This is a genomic window from Taibaiella soli (genome assembly GCF_003236175.1).
Lineage (GTDB): Bacteria > Bacteroidota > Bacteroidia > Chitinophagales > Chitinophagaceae > QKTW01.
In genome coordinates, this window is sequence record NZ_QKTW01000002.1 from 327,956 (window position 1) to 341,838 (window position 13,883).

The following is a 13,883-nucleotide window of genomic DNA, read 5'->3' on the forward strand; positions in this document are numbered from 1 at the left end:
CAGTGACACCCCTTCAGTGGAGGTGGGTATTACCAGAGATTGAGGACTTTCCACCATAAACCACCGATGCCAAACCAGATAATCAGGAATAGTACACTGATAAAGAATCCGTGTTTCCACCAGTCCTTCATATCAACATAAGTGCTGCCAAAAAATATTGGCGCGGGGCCGTGACCATAGTGTGTAATCATACCCATCAAAGTAGGACAGGCGCCGAGGAAAATCGCCAGCATGGCACCGGGCACACCAACAGAAATGCCTACAGATAGAAACACCGAGTACATTGCGGCGGCCTGTGCGGTGGCGCTGGCAAACATGTAGTGGCTGTAGGAATACACCAGAATGATCAATGGAAACGCCCAGTGCCAGTCGAGCTGTTTGAGTTGTGCGCCGACGAGATTGCCGAACCAGCCGACAAAGCCAAGCGAATTGAGATAAGAGCCCATCATTACCAGTGCTGAAAACCATACAATCGTATCCCAGGCACTTTTTTCAGATTTTACATCTTCCCAGTTGAGTACGCCGCTGAGCAATAAAATACACAAACCAATAAGCGCACCAGTTGTAGCATCTACCTGAAACAAGTTTCCGAAAATCCAAAGCACCAGTAGTACAATAAACGTGAAGATCATCAGCCATTCCTGCAAAGTAACGGGACCCATTTCCTTCAATTTTTCTGCGGCCATTGCCGGTGCTTCTTTTGTTTTTTTCAGTTCCGGCGGAAAGAATTTATAAAGGAACAAAGGCATCAGAATAAAGCAAGCTAAACCCGGAGCCAGCGCAGCTATGGCCCAGCTTCCCCAGGTGATGGTAATGCCCAGGTCTTTCGCAAATTTCTGTGCCATCGGGTTGCTTGCGGTTGCGGTGAGAAACATTACAGAGGTAATCATATTGGCATTGTAGCTGCTTAGTGTCAGGAAAGAACCAACTTTACGATGCGTCTCTGCTTTTTCCGGAACAGAACCCATATTGACCGCAATTGATTTCATGATTGGAAAGATGACGCCACCGGCCCTGGCTGTATTGCTTGGGATTGCGGGAGCCAAAAGCAAATCGGCGGTATTAAGTCCGTAAGCTAGTCCCAGTGAGCTTTTGCCAAAGAGACGGATAAAGTAATAGGCGAGCCGTGTGCCTAAACCTGTTTTGATAAAACCGCGGGCAATAAAGAATGCAAGGCCGATCAGCCAGATCGTCGAGTTGCCGAATCCGCTTAGTGCATTAGCGATTGATTTAACAGGATCTCCCGGCGCGAGTACTTCTGTGACCGCACACATTGTAATACCCAGCATCGCCATTGTGCCCATCGAAGCAGCTTTCATTATAATACCCACGATCGTTGCCAGAAAGATTGCCAGCAAATGCCAGGCATTGGGTTGTACGCCTTCAGGTACGGGAATGAACCAGATGATCAATCCGAAAATTACCGTGGCGACGAGCTGTTTGTATTGGATCTCTTTCATAAAACGATGTGTTTAAATTCTGATCTGCAATTGCAGATAGCCGAGGTTATGATTGTATGTAGAGGTAAGTGGAATCTGGTTTTTGAATAGGTCGATCGACACGCCCATTTGCAATGCAGCATAAAAATTGTCGGCAAAAATCAAAGACAGATTAGGGATGAATGTCTGTTGCGGATTGCTGTTGTTGATGTAATCCTGATCAAAATATTCGTAGCGGCAGGAAAGTTCTAATGCCCGGACGCGCGGATGTTTGTATTCATAGCGCAGCGTCGGGAAAAAATAGAAACCCTGCATCCGGTAGTTATGAAGTTCTGGGTTCAACGCAGGTGTTACACTGTTGTAGGTGACGAAATTGGTTCCGTTTTTATATTCACCCATTAGAAGCAGAAAGAATCCTTTTGAGAGGGGAATACGTGCGGTAAAATCTCCGCCTAGAGCAGAACCGGTACCGCTATTAGCGAGACTTCCGGTGCTGCCATTGACTGCTATTGTGAAATCCCTGGCAGCATTGACTTCCAGACGGCCGTAAAAATTCTTGGTGTTGTCGTTATCCGTCGCTGCATTTTTGTTGTTGCCATTATACACACCGCCGAAATAGCGAACGCGTCCTTTCTGATCGATCGTGCCAAATATGGAAAGACCGATCTGAAAACTCTGCCAGCCGTTTTTTGCGAAAGCATAATATTGATTGGAAAAATCGAGCGTACGAATGATATCTACTGCGATGGCATCTTCAATGCCGAAGAACGGACGGAATTGACCGGCCTGAACGTTGAAATGCTTGTTGAGCGAATATTTGATATAGGCATTTTCCAAAACCTTGTTGGACGGATCTCCATTAAAGTCTGCAAGGTTTACTAAAACATTAGCCGAGAAGTGATCGTTGACATTCGCCTTGAGCATGACACGGGCGCGTTTTACAAGGAATGTATTGGTAATGCCATTGGTTGAGGTATCGAAATTCTTTCCGTTTACATCTACGTTTTTAGTGAACGACGCTACATATCGTGTTTGCAAAACGCCGGCGAGACTAAGAGATCGCTGAAAGGCAGAATAGTTGGAAATGGTAGTGTCTGAATTTTCGGTAAGAGAGGTTTCATCTGTTTGCTGCGCCACAGATTGCTGGGAATACAAAAACATAACTATGGCTGGTATCAGCTTCAGGCAGTTTTTCATAGGCCTTTATTGGAGGCTATTTAGAATAGTGGTGTAATAAATATATGATAAAAATTCAAAATTCAAAAGTCAAAAACGAAAAGTGTGAGTGGCGCCCCTCGCGTTCGTTCAGGGGACGGTCTGTAGTGAGTTTGCTGACATCGTGTGTCGAACTTCAAAACCTTAGCGTGAGTTGTCAGTTGCGAGTGTTCGTGTTGTGGATTCCGTCGGCAATCCATTTAAAACAGATAAAACACAAAAAAACGCATCCCTTTTGGAGATGCGCCTGGCTTTTAAATTTTCAATCAACGGCAAGACGTCAGTGATCTATGCTTTCACCAGTTGCTTATTATCGATACTAACCGGACCTGCGCCGAAATAGGATATCATCAAAGCAGCACCAAGCATGGATATGTTTTTCATAAAGGCGGCCATGTCCATTTGTTTCATCATAGGATCCGCAACATTCCAGAATGCATGTAACGTAAATGTAACCGGAATCAGGAAAACGATAAGTAGCAATGCGCCCCATTTTGTTTTATAACCGAGCAGGATGCTGAGTCCGCCGATGATTTCAATTACACCTGAAAGAGGGACGAGAACAGAAGCCATCGGAACACCTTTCGATGCTGCAAATCCTATGGTAGCAGCGGAAAAGTGCCCAGGGCCGGACATTAGAAATATTAATGCGAAAAGTATTCTGCCGATCAATAATGCGTACTTCATAATTGTTTTTGTTTTTTTGATAGCACAAAATTATTTATATTTGCTATACAATGTATAGTACTATACTGTTGTATAGCGCTATACTCGGGTATAGTAAATTGAAACTGAGATGAAGAAACAGGAAAGAGACCACGAACAATGTCAGGGCATGATTGTGCCGGTAAGAGATGCGATTGATGTACTGAGTGGTAAGTGGAAATTGCCGATTATTATCGCTTTGGGCTTTGGGAATAAACGTTTCGGGGAATTAGCAAAGGAGATTCCCGGTATTACTGACCGGATGTTGTCTAAAGAACTGCGTGACCTGGAAATGAATCAGCTGGTGAAGCGCACAGTGTATGATACGATGCCGGTTACGGTGGAATATTCGCTGACGGACTATGGTTCATCTTTGGATAAAGTAGTGGATGAATTACGTAAATGGGGTGTGCAGCACCGCAAGCGGATTATGAAGGGCGTCTGAATTGTAGGTTTTAAGTTGTTTTTTATAACGTCGAGGTGCTCGCGACGGGAGTTCTCCGGCTTCGGGGGAGTTAGAGGGGGCTACCACTTTCGTTCCTCAAGTACTTTTCTTCTAAAATCAAAGATTTTTTTAAGCTGCGGTTTGACCAGCAGGTCGTGAAAGAGGTTGCCCAGCCAGCCCATCGGTAGTTTATAGTGTACGATATCTGTCATTTCTACACCACCATCCACTTCTTTAAAATGGTGTTCGTGATGCCACATACTATATGGACCTTTTCTTTGCTCGTCTACGAAATAGATCTGATCCTGCACATGCATGATTTCTGTGACCCATTCAAATGGTATGATTTTAAACAAGGTCAGTTTATAAACGATCATTAAACCCGGGTATATTTTCTCAGGTAATGTCGTGCGGACTTTGAAATGTAGGTCGGGCGGTGTAATGTCATTCAGATTTTCTGGTCGGCTAAAGAAATTCCAGGCAGTCTGCAGATCTACCGGCAGCAGCTGAACTTGTTTGTGGACGTGGATCATACTTCAAAAGTCAAAAGTCAAAAGTCAAAAGTCAAAAGTCAAAAGTCAAAAGTCAAAAGTCAAAAGTCAAAAGTCAAAAGTCAAAAGTCAAAAGTCAAAAGTCAAAAGTCAAAAGTCAAAAGTCAAAAGTCAAAATAGAATAAAGCCTCAAAGTTAATGACTTTGAGGCTTAGCGTTTATCGGGTGTTTGACTTTAGAAAACGATGGTTTGGGCTTTTATTAGTGAACGAGTGTCACCGTTCCTACATCAGTGATGGTGCCGAAAGTCACTTGTACATTTGGCATCACTACACTTTGATAAGTGGTGTCGGCTGGATTAAACATCAATTCGTATGTTCCCTGAGAGAGACCATTGAATCCAAAATATCCATCCACATTTGGAATGGCGGAAAGTGTATCTGTTCCGTTGATCGCATAAACCGTGATGCCGGCGGCGGGCGGAAGTGCATAGCCTTTAATGCGGCCATCAGTAAGCTCACTATAGGCGCGCATCACCGGTTTCAGCATATACTTGCCATTTCCTGTTTGGTGAATAGAACGGGCTGCATCAAAGTCGATCCAGAAATCGTAAGAGTTACCCGCAACAAGCGTCTGGTTTATGTTCAGCTTTAAACCACTTTCCTGAGCGGATGGTGTGGTAAGCGGATAATCGACACCATTTACTACGACATAGTTGCCATCGCCCAGTATCAGGCGCATTTGAGAAATTGTTCCGGCGGGAATTTCTACCCAGCCCAGCATTGTATCAAGGCCGTTCCGGAAATTCAGAATATTGTATAATCCCGGTCTTACCGGTGTCATAGAAATCCAGGATCCGTTAGAAACATTTACCTGCACTTCCTGCACATTAAGATATACAGCATCATAGGTCGCTGGTCCGTCTGTCAGGTGCATTGTCACTTTCGCATTAGTTGATGAGGAGTAGCCTCCGCCGCTGCTGCTACTGTCTTTTTTACATGCAAAAAGCCCCATAATCAGTAGCGGAATGACCAATAATAACTTTTTCATTTTTTCCTGTTTAATCTGCTTATTGCGATAAAAAGATCGTGCCACACGGCATTGCTGATTTTTTGACTTCTGATTTTTATCACAATGCTAATGGCGTTATTGGAAAATCAGCTATCAGCGGGCTGTGATCTTGTGGTTCAAATCGCCCATTTTGCAGAAGCAACTATGCAACTGGCATAACACGGTTGGGAAGGGTTTGGGTTCATCATAATATTGAATCGACAATTAGTGATAATTCAATAAAACAGTCGTTCATGTATTGTATAGAAACGAAACAGTTGAGTTTCAAATACTCCGGTGGCGCACCGGTGTTGCAGGGTATCGACCTGCAGGTGCCAGAGGGTTGCATTTACGGATTTCTTGGCCCAAACGGGGCGGGTAAGACAACCACGTTGCGTCTGTTGCTCGGGTTGCTGAAAAAGCAGGAAGGCGCCATGCTGCTTTTCGGAAAAGAATTTGAACGAAACCGTATCGAAATACTTCAGAAAACGGGTTCGCTGATCGAAGCGCCTTCGCTTTACAGTCATCTCACTGCCCGCGAAAACTTAGACATCATGCGCTATCTGTATGATTTTCCGCCTAAAAGAATAGACGCTGTGCTGGACCTCGCCGGATTGGGAAATGTGGGCAGCAAAACAGTTGGTAAGTTTTCGCTGGGAATGAAACAGCGACTGAGTATTGCAATAGCATTATTACACCAGCCAGAACTCTTAATTCTTGACGAGCCGACCAATGGCCTTGACCCAAATGGTATCATTGAAATGCGGGAGCTGTTGAAGGCGCTCAACAAAGAGTACAAAACAACGATCCTCATCTCAAGCCATCTGCTGTCCGAAATCGAAAAGCTAGTGACGCATATTGGGATCATCAACAAAGGCCAGCTGTTATTTCAAGGCACATTAGAAGATTTGCAGCGCAAACAAAAACAGGGGGCGAGTACCATTTTTCATACAGGTGATGCCGGAAGTACAATGCGCATTTTACAGGAGAATGGTCTGCAGCCGGTGCTCGCAGATGGTATGGTTTTAATTCCGCTGGTAGACAGATCGGTTATTGCGGGCATTAACCAACAGCTGGTGGCGGAAGGCGTAGTTGTATTTGAAATATCGAGCGGACGCAATGATCTGGAATCCATTTTTATTGATCTTGTAAATAATTAAATCATGCAGTTTATAAACAGTTTACGTGGCGAATGGCTGAAAACTCGTCGCAGTGCAGCTTCCTGGCTTTGTCTGATTGGTGGCTTTTTATTGCCGCTTCTGTATTTTATTGGTGCGCTTAAGGATCATAATACGTTAAACAGTCTACCTGTTAATTCGGAAATATGGAAGGTATATTTTTTCCAGATCTGGCGGTTTATGGCGGTGGTAATGTTGCCAATGGGATTGATTCTTTCGAGTAGTCTGATGACGCAGCTGGAATTTCGTAACAACACCTGGAAACAAGTATTGACTACACCGCAGTCTATCGGAACCATTTATCTGGCGAAGCTCTCCGCTATACTACTGATGACGCTGAAGTTTTTTATTTTCTTCAATATCGGAATGTTGGCAGCGGCTATTATCCCGTCGCTGATTTTTGACCATCAGCTGCCGCGAGATTCTTTTCCTTATTCGTTTTATCTAGTCAACAATCTGAAAATCCTGCTCACCTGTATGCCTGTGATTGCCATTCAATATCTGATCAGTCTTCGTTTCAAAAACTTTTTAGTGCCGATTGGTGCGGGTCTGATGTTTTGGTTGGTTTCCGTAATCCTTGTCAACACATGGAAATACGCTTATGTCAGCCCCTATAGCTATACTCCTATGATCGGTCTGAATACAAAATTACCCGCAGGGATAAATATTCTTATCTTGTCGGGAGTGTATTCGGCAGTATTTTTTGCAGCAGGATTTTTTGTTTTTCGCGCTAAACGTGAAGTCAGCTGAATGTGCATAAATTAACCGTTTCACTGTTTACGTTTGATTGACCATTGACCATCACCACTGACCATTCACCGTTATGAAAAAATCAGTCATCATATTACTGCACATTGGGTACTGGCTGTTGTTTTTACTGCTGCTTGCTTTTATTACCCTTATACTTGCCCGGTCATCACCACGCACAGTAAATATTAATTTTCGTGGTTTTTTCCTGAGTCAGTGGATGCCGGTTATCGCCGGTATGGCAGTGGTGCCGGGTTTGATTTCATTCTACAGTTTTTATACGGTACTATTCGACCGGCTTTTTATACGGCGTAGAATATTACTGCTGATCATTTCCTTTATCGTAGTGCCGTTGCTGGCTGCTTTTATTGGTGAAATAATGCTTGGATTTGCCGGGTTGCCATTCTCGATACCGTCTGCGATAGAAGAAATTATATTTATCGGTTACGGGGCGCTGATGAATGGCGTGATAGGTCTTGTGTTGCGTGGTTTTGTTACTTCTTATGCAGATATCAAAGTAAAAGAAGAGCTAGGCAACAAAAATCATGAAATGGAAATGGCGTTGATCAAAGCGCAATTGAATCCTCATTTTTTATTCAACACGATCAACAATATCGACGTATTGATTAGTATGGATCCGCCCAAAGCATCGCTTTATCTCAATAAGCTTTCCGACATCATGCGGTTTATGCTGTACGAAGCAAAGACAGAACTGGTGCCGCTGTCGCAGGAATTGTCTTACCTTGAAAAGTATATCGATCTGCAGCGGATCCGTAGTGTAAATCCTGATTACGTGCATTATTCGGTTTCCGGAAATCCGGAACATCTGATGATTGCACCGATGTTGTTACTTCCTTTTGTTGAGAATGCATTTAAGCATTCGGAAAACAGGAAAATGGATCAGGGCATTAAAGTGCAGATTTCAATAACTGACACAACGATTAGTTTTGTATGTGAAAATCATTATTCAGATCATGCGTATCATGAACCGGAATACGGCGGTCTGGGCAATCAACTTATCGGAAGGAGAATTGCGTTGCTTTACCCGGATAAGCATGCACTTGAGATCACAAAGACAGATCATTTTTATACGGTAAAACTAGTATTGGAGGCAGATGAGAATTAATTGCATTATTGTAGAAGACGAGCCGCTGGCGATGGAACGTACAAAATCGTATGTTCAGAAAGTACCATTCCTGAATCTGCTGGCATGCTTTGATAATGGCATGGATGCTTTGGCCTATCTGCGGAGTAATGATGTGCAACTCATCTTTCTGGACATTAATCTGGGCGAAATTTCAGGGATTCAAATGGCAGAAGCGGGTACCTTTAAAGCCAGCATTATTTTCACCACAGCTTACCACGAGTATGCGCTCAAAAGTTATGAGCTCAATGCCACAGACTATTTGCTGAAGCCTTTTACGTTCGAACGCTTTTTGCAGGCGGTAAACAAAGTAAATGTTGACAAGCCGTCGTCAGAGCCTGTTTTTGATAAAAAATTCATTTTCGTAAAAACAGAATACCGGCTGGAAAAAGTTTTTCTGGATGATATCTACTATATAGAAGGTATGCGAGACTACCGGAAAATTCATACCGGTAGTAAAGCGATCATGACTTTGCAAACATTTACCGATCTGGAACTGGAAATTCCCTCACAGATCATTTGTCGCGTACATAAATCGTTTATGGTTTCGCTTTCTAAAATAGAAGCAATAGAGCGCGACCGTATCCGTATCAAAGACCAATCTATTCCTATATCGGAGACTTATCGCAAACGTTTCTTTGAGTTAATCAATCACCCGATTAAATGATTGGACATGGCTGCTGTGCTGCGTACGACTAAACAAAGCTGCTACCAAAACCATTTCTTTGGTTGTATTCTGTTTTGCTTTTGATAGACAAGATCCAATGTATCGTTCTGTTGAATGCCTTTGATGAGCAAATCATTTCCGGCGAGTTTGTAAGTACCTTTTAACGCTGTGCTTGAATCAATAATATCCGGACCGTCACCAATGCCACCTTTGTTGAGGAAAACACTTATGGAATCATTTCGGGTATTCAGTTTTAGCACGAATGCTTCTGTTTCGTTATTGAATTTTCTCAGGATATTCCACCGGTCTTGTTTTTCTATGTACAAATCTTTGTAGCAAAGGCTATCCCTGCCCGGGGTATATGTGGTGCTGTTTTTCTTTATCTCTTTTAATGTATAAACGCCCACTAGTTCCTGATATTTTTTCTGATAAGATGACTTGAAAAATGCGGGCCGAACTTTTGCGAAAACGATCAGGCAGGTAAATGCAATGCCGATGCCTTTAAGTATTTTAATAGCAGTTTTTGTTTTGCCTGTAAGCGTTGGAAAGCTAAAATTCAGTGACCTGAAAAACAATAATATTTTTTCCTTCTCGCTATAGATGAGATACAAATTGCACGCCAGCAATACGATAGAAATCGGAAAGGTGATACCGCCGATCTTGAAGAAGAGATTCAGCAGAAAAACCTGCCCGGTAACTGGCAACAAAATGAGCGAGGCGATGTAGTAAGTTCTTCTACGAAAGAGAAATAATGCCGGAACGAATTCCATGATGCCGGTAAACAATTCCTGCCAATGGTTTTTACCGTAGAAAAACCAGGCCAGTTCAAATTCCGACACATCCATCAGCTTTGTATCCATTGCGAACAGCTGGTAATCGAAAAAATTTCCCAGCAGCTTATCGATTCCATACATGATCATCAGAATCGCCAGAATATAACGCTGTGTACCTATGTTCAAATAATCGATCATCTGCGGATTATTTTGCTTCCGGTATTTTCGGAGCAGCAGCAGGCAGGTGATGATGGAAACAAAAAAGGAAATGCCAATCGCGGAAAGTATGGTTGTTTCGTCGCTGAAACCGAATAGAGCAAAGGATATATAAATGAGGAGCAGTGTAATTGCGAAGGCACTGATGATAGCGCCCAGGTTCTGGTCTTTTTTGTTTAATATCATGGTTCGGACAAATGAATTTGCGGGGTAGCAAAGTGGTTAATGCCTCAAAACTAGCCTGCAGACAGCAATTAAACTTGTACTTTTTGGACAGGCAGTTAATCTATTTTGAAAATGAGCTTATCATTGCCGAAGGAAGTGATGTCTTTAAAAAAGCGCGTCGGCTTTTCTCCAGTGAGCTCTTTAAACTGTCTGCTAAAATAGGGCTGATCGGTATAGTCCTGTTCGTAGCAGATGTCCGTTAAACGTGCATTGTCTCCTTTTTGAATTTTCGATACAACGGAGGTCCGGAATTTCGTCAGTTTGCGATAATGTGCAGGGCTGCAACCAATGAGCTCGGTAAAGGCTCGGTATAGTTGTTTGTAATGTACACCCACCAGATTTGCTATTTCCTCTATTTTGTAGTCTTTGGAAGTGTCGCTCAGCAGTTGAATCGCTTTCAGCAAAACCGATTCTTCATTCACAGGACGATATTGCGTCAGTAGAAAATGCTCGATGTATTCAAGTTGCTGTTGGGAGTCCGCTGTAGCAAATACAGATTCAAATAGCGCCGGGAGCATTTCATTCCAGTTGTCGAAATAATACAACAGATCGTTTTGTGGTTTGAATTGTGTGAAACTAACGAACCCCAGCGGTTTAAAGTTGATGGCGATCTCATCCACAACCTGTGTATACCGCACATGCATGCTGCCCTGGAATTTCCCACAAACCATTGCTACATAGTTTTGAACCGTAGCATTTTCAATGAAGACTGTCTGATTTTCGGTAGAGACTTTTGCATTGCGAAGCAGCCCAACTGGCGTGTTTACACTTGGGTAAGCGGTTAAATCAAGCGTGCCTTTGTCTTTTTTCAAAACATAAATACTGTCAACAAATAGTTTTAGTAAATCAGACTGTGGTTCAAAAACGTTTATCATGGGACTACTTCGTCGGGTAAATAATAAAGACTTAACAAGATAAGACCTGCAACGTATAACTCATAGCCTTCAGTCTGAAATGGAGTAAGTCTGATTTTGATTTTTCAATATAAATCAGTTACTTAGCCGCGCAATAAACCCAACTACCGATAGACCCAATTGTGTTTGTGATGTTACTATTGACCTCAATCAAAAAATCTCTCTTGAAATTCAATTTCAAATTTCCCTCAGTATTGTTAGATCGTTTATACCCAGACTGCAGCCCAAAGGCTGCATTTTTTATTTTAAGGGTTAATCAGTAAAAAATACCATTAAAAGGCCGGATTATACAAGTGCAGGATGAATGCCCGGTGTAACTTTGTTGGGTAATGAAAAAGGTAAAAAATACAATTCCGGTGTACGATATCTGTTCTTTAAATGGCCAGAATCATGTGTACGAAGGTATTATGGTGCAGCCTTTTTCCGATTATCTGAAGGTGCATGAGCACTTGTTCGCACCGCACCGGCATGCATTTTACCATCTGGTATTTTTTACGCAGGGGGCCGGATTTCATACGGTAGACTTTCAAAGGTTTGATGTAGCAGTTGGACAGGTATATTTTATGATCCCGGGGCAAGTACATAGCTGGAATTTTGAGGGCGAAATGGAAGGGTATATTGTTAATTTTTCTGAGGACCTGTTTCATCCTTTTCTGAGCGATGGCAAGTATCTGGAGCAGTTCCATTTTTTCAGAGGGGTGGTTGCAGACAGTGTAATACAACTGGATGATAGTGCACAGCAAAAACTAACTGGTCTGTTTGAGGATGTGCTTAAAGAAGTGAAAAAGGCCGATACGTTTACGCTGGATATAGTGCGATGCAAAATGCTGGAATTATTTGTAACGGTTGCAAGAAATGCAGCGCAGCGAGTGGTGAAAAAAGTGCCGCAGCAAAATCAGCTCATCTTATTTCAGTTCAGAAAACTGGTAGATAGCTATTATGCTGAGAAACGTCTTCCGAAGGACTATGCCGCAATGCTTTATATTACCCCCAACCATTTGAATGCTTTAGTTAGCGATCTTCTGGATAAATCTGCCGGTGAAGTGATTCGCGACCGGATATTGCTGGAAGCGAAACGTCTGCTGATTAATGCCGATCTCAGTATTTCTGAAATAGCTTATCAGCTTAGCTTTACCGACAATTCTCATTTCACAAAGTTTTTCAAAAAATACACCGGTGCCACTCCTGAAGAGTTCCGGAAATCTTCCATCAGCAATAGCTAAAAATTAATTTATGTGTGCGAGTAAAATCAATCGGGAGCGGACGCTCCTTGGCAGTGTATTGACCAATAGATGCCCTCATTGCCGCCAGGGAAAGTTGTTTGCCAATCCCAATCCTTACCAGTTTAAAACCACGATGCGCATGCCGGAGCATTGCCCGGTTTGTGGCCAGCGGTACGAATTGCAGACTGGTTTTTATTTTGGTACCGGCTATGTAAGTTATGGTTTATCTGTGGCGTTGCTTGCGGTAATCTTCGTAGGCTGGGCTGTTTTAGCTGGCCTTTCTTTCCGCGACAACAGTATATTCTGGTGTTTAGGTACGGGTATCGCTATGTTGATTGCGTTGCAGCCGGTATTACAACGTCTTGCGCGTTCTATCTGGATCGCATTTTTTGTTCGGTATGATAAAGACTGGGCTACGAGCGGACAGAACACTGAGATTTTTGTTTAGTGGTACGGCCGATTTGCCGATCGCTGATGTCTCATTTACAAATCGACGATCAGGGAATCAGACATCAGTGATAAAGACGTAATTTAGTACCATGTCAAACATAGGTTTAATCATCGAGGAAAGACCGGCAGATATTGGTCATTTTATGGTGGGAAGATTGCTGCCATTTCGTGGTAAGCGCATGGTAGGCCCGTATATTTTTATTGACCACATGGGCCCGGCTGTATTGAGTGATCATGAGAATTTTGATGTGCCGCCGCATCCACATATCGGTCTCTCAACGCTGACCTATCTTTTAGATGGTGCTATTACGCATCGCGACAGTCTGGGTACGGTGATGGAAATAAATCCAGGTGCCGTAAACTGGATGACAGCAGGAAAAGGCATTGTGCATTCAGAAAGAACACCCGAGTATTTGCGTACGTCTGATAAGCATTTGCACGGATTGCAGATTTGGGTGGCATTACCTAAAGACATGGAAGATATGGAGCCTACCTTTCATCATGTAGAGGCAAAAGATATTCCATCCTGGAAAGAAGGCGATGTCTCTTTTCGTTTGATTGCAGGTGAAGCCTTCGGCAGAAAATCTCCGGTGCCTACTTACAGCAAACAATATTTTATTGAGATACACAGTACCTCAAAACAAACACTGAGCATCGGTCATGAGATTTTCGGCGAGTCTGGCATGTATATTCTTGATGGTTCGATAGAAGAGGGAGGGGAAGTCTATGAACCGCGCCACGTGCTGGTTGCAAAAGATGCAAGTCTCTGCAGTTTTACCATTAATCCAAACACAACTATTTATATTTTCGGTGGCGATCCGTTTCCCGAAGAACGTTTTATCTATTGGAATTTTGTAGCCTCAAGTGCGGAACGAATTGAAGCAGCTAAAGAGCGTTGGCTGAAACAAGAATTTGTTCCGGTTCCCGGTGAAACAGAGTTTGTACCGCTGCCGGAATCAAAAGGAAGACCAGCGTCTACTTCTTAATGCGATAATGAATGG

Annotated in this window: 15 protein-coding genes; 8 read left to right on the top strand and 7 right to left on the bottom strand. The window is 43.0% G+C overall.

The genetic code is table 11. The features are described from left to right. Positions 1-29: 29 nt before the first annotated feature. From DN068_RS01525 to DN068_RS01535, 3 genes are all read right to left on the bottom strand, one after another. Positions 30-1,460, bottom strand: a complete 1,431-nt coding sequence (locus DN068_RS01525) for an anion permease (protein WP_110997109.1) — start codon at positions 1,458-1,460, stop codon at positions 30-32. A gap of 12 nt (positions 1,461-1,472) precedes the next feature. Next, entirely contained in the window at positions 1,473-2,636 is a 1,164-nt protein-coding gene (locus DN068_RS01530; protein ID WP_110997110.1) for a porin, read from the bottom strand. A gap of 306 nt (positions 2,637-2,942) precedes the next feature. After that, the gene (locus tag DN068_RS01535; protein WP_110997111.1) at positions 2,943-3,341 is read right to left on the bottom strand and encodes a DoxX family protein; all 399 of its coding nucleotides are present in this window, start codon (positions 3,339-3,341) and stop codon (positions 2,943-2,945) included. A 109-nt stretch (positions 3,342-3,450) separates the two neighbouring features. On the opposite strand from DN068_RS01535, the gene DN068_RS01540 reads away from it, so the two are divergent. Then, the gene (locus DN068_RS01540; protein WP_110997112.1) at positions 3,451-3,804 is read left to right on the top strand and encodes a winged helix-turn-helix transcriptional regulator; all 354 of its coding nucleotides are present in this window, start codon (positions 3,451-3,453) and stop codon (positions 3,802-3,804) included. Positions 3,805-3,884: 80 nt separating this feature from the next. On the opposite strand, the gene DN068_RS01545 is transcribed toward DN068_RS01540, so the two are convergent. After that, positions 3,885-4,337 carry an SRPBCC family protein gene (locus DN068_RS01545; protein WP_110997113.1) on the bottom strand — a complete coding sequence of 151 codons (453 nt, stop codon included), beginning with the start codon at positions 4,335-4,337 and terminating at the stop codon, positions 3,885-3,887. 219 nt (positions 4,338-4,556) lie between these two features. Next, positions 4,557-5,345, bottom strand: a complete 789-nt coding sequence (locus DN068_RS01550; protein ID WP_110997114.1) for a DUF4382 domain-containing protein — start codon at positions 5,343-5,345, stop codon at positions 4,557-4,559. A 254-nt stretch (positions 5,346-5,599) separates the two neighbouring features. Between DN068_RS01550 and DN068_RS01555 the strand changes: the two genes are divergently transcribed. From DN068_RS01555 to DN068_RS01570, 4 genes are all read left to right on the top strand, one after another. Then, positions 5,600-6,505, top strand: coding sequence for an ABC transporter ATP-binding protein (locus DN068_RS01555; protein WP_110997115.1), 906 nt, complete (start codon positions 5,600-5,602; stop codon positions 6,503-6,505). Between the two features lie 3 nt (positions 6,506-6,508). After that, on the top strand, positions 6,509-7,273 hold the full coding sequence (locus DN068_RS01560; RefSeq protein WP_110997116.1) for an ABC transporter permease: 765 nt from the start codon (positions 6,509-6,511) through the stop codon (positions 7,271-7,273). Between the two features lie 73 nt (positions 7,274-7,346). Further along, positions 7,347-8,396, top strand: coding sequence for a sensor histidine kinase (locus DN068_RS01565; protein ID WP_110997117.1), 1,050 nt, complete (start codon positions 7,347-7,349; stop codon positions 8,394-8,396). Beyond that, the gene (locus tag DN068_RS01570) at positions 8,386-9,081 is read left to right on the top strand and encodes a LytR/AlgR family response regulator transcription factor (protein WP_110997118.1); all 696 of its coding nucleotides are present in this window, start codon (positions 8,386-8,388) and stop codon (positions 9,079-9,081) included. Before DN068_RS01565 ends, DN068_RS01570 begins: the two co-directional genes overlap by 11 nt. Before the next feature lie 41 nt (positions 9,082-9,122). Here the strand turns inward: DN068_RS01570 and DN068_RS01575 are convergent, their stop codons facing one another. Together DN068_RS01575 and DN068_RS01580 are read right to left on the bottom strand one after the other, a co-directional pair. Next, entirely contained in the window at positions 9,123-10,256 is a 1,134-nt protein-coding gene (locus DN068_RS01575) for a hypothetical protein (protein WP_110997119.1), read from the bottom strand. Positions 10,257-10,351: 95 nt separating this feature from the next. Next, positions 10,352-11,170, bottom strand: a complete 819-nt coding sequence (locus tag DN068_RS01580) for a helix-turn-helix domain-containing protein (protein ID WP_110997120.1) — start codon at positions 11,168-11,170, stop codon at positions 10,352-10,354. Between the two features lie 368 nt (positions 11,171-11,538). On the opposite strand from DN068_RS01580, the gene DN068_RS01585 reads away from it, so the two are divergent. From DN068_RS01585 to DN068_RS01595, 3 genes are all read left to right on the top strand, one after another. Further along, complete coding sequence (locus tag DN068_RS01585) at positions 11,539-12,432, top strand: helix-turn-helix domain-containing protein (protein WP_110997121.1); 894 nt, start codon at positions 11,539-11,541, stop codon at positions 12,430-12,432. A gap of 10 nt (positions 12,433-12,442) precedes the next feature. Continuing rightward, positions 12,443-12,880, top strand: coding sequence for a DUF983 domain-containing protein (locus DN068_RS01590; protein WP_110997122.1), 438 nt, complete (start codon positions 12,443-12,445; stop codon positions 12,878-12,880). 91 nt (positions 12,881-12,971) lie between these two features. Then, positions 12,972-13,868, top strand: a complete 897-nt coding sequence (locus DN068_RS01595; protein ID WP_110997123.1) for a pirin family protein — start codon at positions 12,972-12,974, stop codon at positions 13,866-13,868. Positions 13,869-13,883: the final 15 nt, after the last annotated feature.

Excerpts from the sequence above, each read along its gene's own strand:
- DN068_RS01570 (WP_110997118.1), top strand. The coding sequence starts at position 8,386 with ATGAGAATTAATTGCATTATTGTAGAAGACGAGCCGCTGGCGATGGAA.
- DN068_RS01575 (WP_110997119.1), bottom strand. The coding sequence starts at position 10,256 with ATGATATTAAACAAAAAAGACCAGAACCTGGGCGCTATCATCAGTGCC.
- DN068_RS01585 (WP_110997121.1), top strand. The coding sequence starts at position 11,539 with ATGAAAAAGGTAAAAAATACAATTCCGGTGTACGATATCTGTTCTTTA.
- DN068_RS01525 (WP_110997109.1), bottom strand. The coding sequence starts at position 1,460 with ATGAAAGAGATCCAATACAAACAGCTCGTCGCCACGGTAATTTTCGGA.
- DN068_RS01540 (WP_110997112.1), top strand. The coding sequence starts at position 3,451 with ATGAAGAAACAGGAAAGAGACCACGAACAATGTCAGGGCATGATTGTG.
- DN068_RS01550 (WP_110997114.1), bottom strand. The coding sequence starts at position 5,345 with ATGAAAAAGTTATTATTGGTCATTCCGCTACTGATTATGGGGCTTTTT.
- DN068_RS01545 (WP_110997113.1), bottom strand. The coding sequence starts at position 4,337 with ATGATCCACGTCCACAAACAAGTTCAGCTGCTGCCGGTAGATCTGCAG.
- DN068_RS01535 (WP_110997111.1), bottom strand. The coding sequence starts at position 3,341 with ATGAAGTACGCATTATTGATCGGCAGAATACTTTTCGCATTAATATTT.
- DN068_RS01580 (WP_110997120.1), bottom strand. The coding sequence starts at position 11,170 with ATGATAAACGTTTTTGAACCACAGTCTGATTTACTAAAACTATTTGTT.
- DN068_RS01555 (WP_110997115.1), top strand. The coding sequence starts at position 5,600 with ATGTATTGTATAGAAACGAAACAGTTGAGTTTCAAATACTCCGGTGGC.
- DN068_RS01560 (WP_110997116.1), top strand. The coding sequence starts at position 6,509 with ATGCAGTTTATAAACAGTTTACGTGGCGAATGGCTGAAAACTCGTCGC.
- DN068_RS01595 (WP_110997123.1), top strand. The coding sequence starts at position 12,972 with ATGTCAAACATAGGTTTAATCATCGAGGAAAGACCGGCAGATATTGGT.
- DN068_RS01565 (WP_110997117.1), top strand. The coding sequence starts at position 7,347 with ATGAAAAAATCAGTCATCATATTACTGCACATTGGGTACTGGCTGTTG.
- DN068_RS01590 (WP_110997122.1), top strand. The coding sequence starts at position 12,443 with ATGTGTGCGAGTAAAATCAATCGGGAGCGGACGCTCCTTGGCAGTGTA.
- DN068_RS01530 (WP_110997110.1), bottom strand. The coding sequence starts at position 2,636 with ATGAAAAACTGCCTGAAGCTGATACCAGCCATAGTTATGTTTTTGTAT.